Origin of the sequence: Pseudomonas sp. Sample_24 (assembly GCF_004307605.1) — a bacterium.
Lineage (GTDB): Bacteria > Pseudomonadota > Gammaproteobacteria > Pseudomonadales > Pseudomonadaceae > Aquipseudomonas.
Map to the genome: position 1 here is coordinate 1 of NZ_RCNW01000001.1, position 6,825 is coordinate 6,825.

Here is a 6,825-nt window from a genome sequence, read left to right on the forward strand (position 1 = left end):
CAATTTTCCTCGAAACCCTGAACATCACCGCACCGGTGTTCGCCATGCTGTTTCTCGGGGTGTTGCTCAAACGCATCGACTGGATCAACGACAACTTCATCCACACCGCATCGGCCCTGGTGTTCAACGTCAGCATGCCGGCGTTGCTGTTTCTGGGCATCCTGCATGCCGACCTGCACGCCGCGCTGCAACCGGCGCTGCTGATCTATTTCTCCCTCGCGACCCTGGTGTGCTTTGCCATCGCCTGGGGTTGGGCGATTGTCAAATGCCCGCGCGAAGACCGCGGAATTTATACCCAGGGCGCCTTTCGCGGTAACAACGGGGTCATCGGCCTGGCGCTGGCAGCGAGCATGTACGGCGACTATGGGATTTCCCTCGGGGCGATTCTCGCGGCGTTGGTCATCCTGTTCTACAACACGCTGTCGACCATCGTGCTGGCGGTGTACAGCCCGGTGATCAAGTCCGATCCGTGGAGCATCTGCAAAAGCGTCATGGTCAATCCGTTGATCATCAGCGTGTTTGCGGCGGCCCCGTTTGCGTACTTCAAAATCAGTCTGCCGGGATGGCTGGAGACGTCCGGCCAATATCTGGCGCAAACCACTTTGCCGTTGGCGTTGATCTGCATTGGCGGCACGTTGTCGCTGGCGGCGATGCGCAAAAGTGGTTCGATGGCATTCAGCTCGAGCCTGGTGAAAATGCTCGGCCTGCCGATCCTGGCGACACTCGGCGCCTGGCTCTGGGGCTTCCGTGGTGCGGAGTTGGGGATTCTGTTCCTGTACTTCGGCAGCCCGACTGCAGCGGCCAGTTTCGTCATGGCCCGCGCGGCGGACGGCAATCATGAATTGGCGGCGGCGATCATCGTGATCACCACGCTGATGGCAGCGGTCACCACCAATATCGGGATCTTTTTGTTGCAGTGGGGTGGGTGGATTTGATCGATAGATTTGCGGCGTGTATCAGGGCTCTTCGCGGGCAAGCCTCGCTCCTACGGGTTCGATATCCCCTGTAGGAGCGAGGCTTGCCCGCGAAGGGGGCGGACCTGATTACTCCGGCTTCTGGTAGCTATCAATCACTTCCTGCGCCGCCCGAAACGCATCGATTGCCGCCGGCACACCGGCATACACCGCGCAATGCAGCAGCGCTTCGCGGATTTCATCCACGGTGCAGCCGTTGTTCAGTGCGCCGCGTACATGACCTTTCAATTCCTGCGGGCACTTCAGCGCAGTCAGCGCGGCGAGGGTGATCAGGCTGCGGGTTTTCAGCGGCAAGCCTTCACGATTCCACACGGCGCCCCAGGCGTGTTCGTTGACGAAATCCTGTAATGGCTGGGTGAAATCTGTGGCGTTGCCCAGGGCGCGGTCGACAAAGGCGTCGCCCATCACTTGGCGACGTACTTCAACGCCGGGTTTTTTATGCTCGGTCATGGCAATTCCTTCTTGTGGTGTTGGCGCCGCCAGGCGCGCAGCGACGTGAACAACAAAAATGCCACCAGCGCCGGCAGGATGAAAAACAGCATCAGTTGTTCAAGCTTGCCCGCCAGTGGCATGCCGGTGGTGAACGACAACACGTGCAGGCCGTAAGCCAGGTACAAGCCCAGAAACAGCAGGCCTTCGGCGCGGGTTACGCGATAGCCGGAGTAGAACACCGGCATGCACAGCACGGCGACACCGAGCATCACCGGCAGGTCGAAGTCCAGGGCGTTGGGCGATACGGACAGCGGCGATGGCGCAAGCAGTGCCGTCACTCCGAGCACGCCCAGAAGGTTGAACAAATTACTGCCGATCACGTTGCCCACGGCGATCTCCCGTTCACCGCGCAACGCTGCGATCAGCGATGTCGCCAGTTCAGGCAAGGAGGTGCTGACCGCAACGATGGTCAGACCGATGATCCGCTCTGACAAACCCAGGTCGGTGGCAACCGCCACCGCTGCACCCAGCAACAGATGCCCCGCATACACCAGCATCCCCAGCCCGGCGATGATCATCAGCACGCTGGTGAACCATGGCGCTTCGCCGGTGAGGCTGTGAGCCGATACCGGACGCACAGAATGCCGTGACTGGCGCAGCAACAACGCCAGGTACAGAAGCAATGCCGCCAACAGAACCACACCGTCGGCGCGAGTCAGTTCCTCATTCCACGCCAGTACAAACACCAGCAGGCTGGCACCGATCATCAGGGGAATATCCAGGCGCACCAGTTGCCGCGACACCCGCAGCGGAATGATCAACGCCGAGAGGCCGAGAGTGACCAGGATGTTGAAAATGCTGCTGCCGATCACACTGCCGACAGCGATGTCAGCGTTATGGGTCAGCGTGGCTTGCAGGCTGACGGCCATCTGCGGCGCGCTGCTGCCGAGGGCGACGATGGTCAGGCCGATGATCAGCGGTCGAACATGCAGGCGCGCGGCCAGGCGTACCGCGGCGCGCACCATCAATTCGGCGCCGGCAATCAACAGCACCAGGCCGCTGAGCAATTCGATCACGCTGATCAGGGGTAGGTCGGCTAGTCCGAAAATGGCTGGGGCTCCAAGTGTCAGTCGTCGAGGGCCTGGACGCGAACCCGCGCAGTGCCGCTCCTGAGCATGCCCAAGCGCGCGGCAGCTTCATGGGACAAGTCGATCAGGCGTCCACGGGTATGTGGCCCGCGGTCGTTGATGCGCACCACGCAGGACTTGTCGTTGTTCAGGTTAGTGACCTTCACCCGTGTGCCGAAAGGCAATTGGCGATGGGCGGCGGTCAGGGAATTCTTGTTGAAACGCTCACCACTGGCGGTGCGCTTGCCTTGGTGTTTGGCGCCGTAATACGAGGCAACGCCGGTCTTGTCATAGCCGTGCGGATCGACGATATCGTTGCTGGCGCAACCGGCAAGGAGCGAGAGGAGGGCGCAGGCACTTAGCAGACGCTTCATTAGGTGACCCCATGATCGTTCCCACGCTCCGCGTGGGAATGCAGCTCGTGACGCTCCGCGTCACAAAATAAGCGGACGCAGAGCGTCCAGAGAGGCGTTCCCACGCAGAGCGTGGGAACGATCCCTGTGGTTAGCCTTCGAGCTTGCTTTTCAGCAATTCGTTCACCTGCTGCGGGTTGGCCTTGCCTTTGGAGGCTTTCATGGCCTGGCCGACGAAGAAGCCGAACATCTTGCCGCGTTTGGCTTCGTCTGCCGCGCGGTATTGCTCGACCTGTTCGGCGTTGGCCGCGAGCATTTCGTCCAGCACCGCCGAGATGGCGCCGGTGTCGGTCACTTGCTTGAGGCCGCGCTTGTCGATGATCTCGTCGGCACTGCCTTCGCCGTTGGCCATCGCTTCAAACACTACCTTGGCAATCTTGCCGGAGATGGTGTTGTCCTTGATGCGCAACAGCATGCCGCCCAGTTGCTCGGCGGAAACCGGCGACTGTTCGATGTCCAGGCCTTGCTTGTTGAGCAGGCTGCCCAGTTCGACCATCACCCAGTTCGCCGCCAGTTTGGCGTCGCCGCCGATGCTCGCGACTTTCTCGAAGTAATCGGCTTGTTCGCGGCTGGTGGCCAAGACGCTGGCGTCGTACACCGACAGGCCGAATTGCGCCTGGAAGCGCTCGCGCTTTTGCGGTGGCAATTCCGGCAAGGTGGCACGCACGTCGTCGAGGAACGCGTTCTCGATGACCACTGGCAGCAGGTCAGGATCGGGGAAATAACGGTAGTCGTTGGCTTCCTCTTTACTGCGCATCGGACGGGTTTCGTCCTTGTTCGGATCGTACAGGCGTGTCTGCTGGATCACCTTGCCGCCATCTTCGATCAGCTCGATCTGACGCTGGATTTCGCTGTTGATCGCCTTTTCGATGAAGCGGAACGAGTTGACGTTCTTGATCTCGCAGCGTGTGCCGAACTCGACCTGGCCTTTCGGGCGGATCGACACGTTGCAGTCGCAACGCAGCGAGCCTTCGGCCATGTTGCCGTCACAAATGCCCAGGTAACGCACCAGTGCGTGGATCGCCTTGACGTAGGCCACGGCTTCCTTGGCGCTGCGCATGTCCGGCTCGGAGACGATTTCCAGTAGCGGCGTGCCGGCACGGTTCAGGTCGATGCCGCTGGCGCCGCTGAACTCTTCGTGCAGGCTCTTGCCGGCGTCTTCTTCAAGGTGCGCGCGGGTGATACCGACACGTTTGACCGTGCCGTCTTCCAGGGCGATGTCCAGGTGGCCCTTGCCGACGATCGGCAATTCCATCTGGCTGATCTGGTAGCCCTTGGGCAGGTCCGGGTAGAAGTAGTTCTTGCGGGCGAACACGTTGTGCTGGCCGATCTCGGCGTCGATCGCCAGACCGAACATCACCGCCATGCGCACCGCTTCCTGGTTCAGCACCGGCAGCACGCCGGGCATGCCCAGGTCGATCAGGCTGGCCTGGGTGTTCGGCTCGGAACCGAACGTGGTGGAACTACCGGAAAAGATTTTCGACCGGGTGGTGAGCTGAGTGTGAATCTCCAGCCCGATCACGACTTCCCATTGCATGTGTGTCTCCTCAGAAGCCGGTTGGGGTGCGGGTGTGCCAGTCAGTATTCAATTGATACTGGTGGGCAACGTTCAACAGGCGGCCTTCCTGGAAATACGGAGCGAGCAGTTGCACGCCGACCGGCAGGCCGTCGACAAAACCTGCCGGCATCGACAGGCCCGGCAGGCCCGCGAGGTTGGCGGTGATGGTGTAGACGTCTTCCAGGTAAGCAGCGACCGGGTCGCTGTTCTTGGCGCCGAGCTTCCAGGCCGGGTTCGGCGTGGTTGGGCCGAGGATGATGTCGACCTCATTGAAGGCCGCCATGAAGTCGTTCTTGATCAAGCGGCGGATCTTCTGCGCCTTCAGGTAGTAGGCATCGTAGTAACCGGCGGACAGCGCGTAGGCGCCGACCATGATCCGGCGCTGCACTTCCGGCCCGAAGCCTTCGCCGCGAGAGCGTTTGTACAGGTCGATCAGGTTGACCGGGTTTTCGCAGCGATAACCGAAGCGCACGCCGTCGAAACGCGACAGGTTGGACGAGGCTTCCGCCGGGGCGATCACGTAGTACGCCGGAATAGCGTGCTGCATGTTCGGCAGACTGATTTCCTTGATCACGGCGCCGAGCTTTTTCAGCTCTTCGACACTGGCCATGATCAGGTCGGCGATGCGTGGGTCCAGACCTGCGCTGAAATATTCCTTCGGCACGCCGATGCGCAGGCCTTGCAGCGAGCCGTTGAGGCTGGCGCTGTAATCAGGCACGGGTTCGTCGATGCTGGTGGAGTCGTTCGGATCGAACCCGGCCATGCCTTGCAACAAAATCGCACAGTCTTTGGCGGTGCGCGCCATCGGGCCGCCCTGATCGAGGCTGGACGCGTAAGCGATCATGCCCCAACGCGACACGCGACCGTACGTCGGTTTCAGGCCTGTAAGGTTGGTCAATGCAGCGGGCTGACGAATGGAACCACCGGTGTCGGTGCCGGTCGCCGCTGGCAGCAGACGAGCGGCGACTGCCGCCGCCGAACCACCGGACGAACCACCCGGCACGTGTTCCAGGTTCCACGGGTTTTTCACCGGGCCGTAGTAGCTCGACTCGTTGGCCGAACCCATGGCAAATTCGTCCATGTTGGTCTTGCCCAGGGTTACAGCCCCGGCAGCGGCCAGCTTGGCGACGACGGTGGCGTCGTACGGTGCCTTGAAGTTGTCGAGCATCTTCGAGCCGCAGCTGGTGCGAATACCCTGGGTGCAGAACAGGTCCTTGTGGGCGATGGGCGCGCCCAGCAGCGCGCCGCTCTCACCATTGGCCCGGCGGGCGTCAGCGGCTTTCGCCTGCGACAGCGCCAGGTCTTCGGTGAGGCTGATGAAGCTGTTGAGCTGAGGATCGAGTTGGGCGATGCGCGCCAGCAGGACTTTGGTCAGCTCTTCGGAAGAAAACTTTTTATCGGCGAGTCCGCGGGCGATCTCGGCCAGAGTCAATTGATGCATTGCAGGCTCTTTCCCTTTAGTCGATGACTTTCGGAACCAGGTACAGGCCGTTTTCGACCGCTGGTGCGATGGACTGGTAGGCCTCGCGGTTATTGGTCTCGGTCACGACGTCTGCACGCAGGCGCTGGCTGGCTTCCAGTGGGTGAGCCAGCGGTTCGATACCGTCGGTATTGACCGCCTGCATTTCGTCGACCAGCCCGAGAATGCTGTTGAGGGCCGAAGTGATGTGTGGAAGATCGGCATCATTGAGGCCAAGGCAGGCCAGATGAGCGATTTTTTCCACGTCGGAGCGTTCAAGCGCCATTGGGATTCTCCAGTGGAAAACAAAACGGACGGCGTCCGTGTGTTAGATTGTCGGAACACTACCGCACTTCTACGGTCATAAGGCCGCGATTGTGGGGCTTGGTGCACAGAAAAGCGGCCAATTTAACATATTGGCGCCTTGCCCAAAATCCCTGTCGTTGTTAGAGTTTGCCGCACTTTTTTACCCACGCGTTGCCTAGGGTCCCTTTCCCATGTTCAAGAAACTGCGTGGCATGTTTTCCAGCGATCTTTCCATTGACCTGGGCACTGCCAACACCCTTATTTACGTGCGCGAGCGCGGTATCGTCCTGAATGAGCCATCGGTTGTGGCCATTCGGACACACGGTAACCAGAAAAGTGTCGTGGCTGTCGGCACCGAAGCGAAGCGCATGCTGGGCCGTACGCCAGGCAACATTGCTGCCATTCGTCCGATGAAAGACGGCGTGATCGCCGATTTCAGCGTTTGCGAAAAGATGCTGCAGTATTTCATCAACAAGGTTCACGAAAACAGCTTCCTGCAGCCCAGCCCTCGTGTGCTGATCTGCGTTCCGTGCAAATCCACCCAGGTTGAGCGTCG

7 protein-coding genes and 1 pseudogene are annotated in these 6,825 nt (G+C 60.6%); 2 read left to right on the forward strand and 6 right to left on the reverse strand.

Annotated elements, in window-relative coordinates; all coding sequences use genetic code 11:
- Positions 1-2 precede the first annotated feature (2 nt).
- Positions 3-935, forward strand: coding sequence for an AEC family transporter (locus D8V06_RS00005; protein WP_241667745.1), 933 nt, complete (start codon positions 3-5; stop codon positions 933-935).
- Between the two features lie 108 nt (positions 936-1,043).
- Here D8V06_RS00005 and D8V06_RS00010 read toward each other — a convergent pair whose 3' ends face one another.
- The 6 genes from D8V06_RS00010 to gatC form a co-directional block, all read right to left on the reverse strand.
- Complete coding sequence (locus tag D8V06_RS00010; RefSeq protein WP_056855011.1) at positions 1,044-1,424, reverse strand: carboxymuconolactone decarboxylase family protein; 381 nt, start codon at positions 1,422-1,424, stop codon at positions 1,044-1,046.
- Positions 1,421-2,482: a calcium/sodium antiporter gene (locus tag D8V06_RS00015; protein ID WP_130906262.1), complete on the reverse strand. Its 1,062-nt coding sequence runs from the start codon at positions 2,480-2,482 to the stop codon at positions 1,421-1,423. Before D8V06_RS00015 ends, D8V06_RS00010 begins: the two co-directional genes overlap by 4 nt.
- A 50-nt stretch (positions 2,483-2,532) precedes the next feature.
- Complete coding sequence (locus D8V06_RS00020; protein WP_056855013.1) at positions 2,533-2,907, reverse strand: septal ring lytic transglycosylase RlpA family protein; 375 nt, start codon at positions 2,905-2,907, stop codon at positions 2,533-2,535.
- A gap of 130 nt (positions 2,908-3,037) precedes the next feature.
- A complete protein-coding gene (gene gatB, locus D8V06_RS00030) occupies positions 3,038-4,483 on the reverse strand; it encodes an Asp-tRNA(Asn)/Glu-tRNA(Gln) amidotransferase subunit GatB (protein WP_130908124.1) in 1,446 nt (481 codons plus the stop codon).
- Between the two features lie 10 nt (positions 4,484-4,493).
- Positions 4,494-5,945, reverse strand: coding sequence for an Asp-tRNA(Asn)/Glu-tRNA(Gln) amidotransferase subunit GatA (gene gatA, locus D8V06_RS00035; RefSeq protein ID WP_130930217.1), 1,452 nt, complete (start codon positions 5,943-5,945; stop codon positions 4,494-4,496).
- Positions 5,946-5,961: 16 nt separating this feature from the next.
- Positions 5,962-6,249, reverse strand: a complete 288-nt coding sequence (gene gatC / locus D8V06_RS00040; RefSeq protein ID WP_007976465.1) for an Asp-tRNA(Asn)/Glu-tRNA(Gln) amidotransferase subunit GatC — start codon at positions 6,247-6,249, stop codon at positions 5,962-5,964.
- Between the two features lie 211 nt (positions 6,250-6,460).
- Here gatC and mreB point away from each other — a divergent pair.
- Positions 6,461-6,825, forward strand: a pseudogene (gene mreB / locus D8V06_RS00045) (rod shape-determining protein MreB); the annotation flags it as partial.